Source organism: Streptomyces reniochalinae, assembly GCF_003323735.1.
In the GTDB taxonomy this organism is placed as follows: Bacteria; Actinomycetota; Actinomycetes; order Streptomycetales; family Streptomycetaceae; genus Streptomyces; species Streptomyces reniochalinae.
Window position 1 is genome coordinate 1 of the sequence record NZ_QOIM01000003.1, and the last position, 486, is coordinate 486.

General features: G+C 65.8%; 1 protein-coding gene. It reads left to right on the top strand.

The annotated features are described in order from the left end of the window. Positions 1 to 386 (top strand): transglycosylase SLT domain-containing protein (locus DQ392_RS00010; RefSeq protein WP_114013350.1); only part of this gene is annotated, 386 nt, incomplete at its 5' end. Positions 387 to 486 lie beyond the last annotated feature (100 nt).

Here is a 486-nt window from a genome sequence, read left to right on the forward strand (position 1 = left end):
CCGACAAGGGCGACAAGAAGGCCGACAAGGCCGGCGAGAAGAAGGCCGAGAAGGGCAAGTCCTACCCCGACAACCTGGACGGCTGGATCCGTGAGGCCAAGGCCATCATGGACAAGCACGACATCCCCGGCTCCTACGACAGCATCAAACGCAACATCATCCGCGAGTCCGCCGGTGACCCCAACGCCGTCAACGACTGGGACGTCAACGCCCAGAAGGGCACCCCCTCCCGCGGCCTGCTCCAGGTGATCCAGCCCACCTTCGACCAGTACCACGTCAAGGGCACCCCCGATAAGCTCACCGACCCCGTCGCCAACATCGTCGCCGCCTGCAACTACGCAGCCGACCGCTACGGCACCATGGACAACGTCGACTCCGCCTACTGAGCAGAAGGCCCCCAGCCGACAACACCCCCCACACCCAGCACACACGCACCACGCATGCGACACCCCGAGCGGGTGGGAGGAACACCCTCCCACCCGCTCG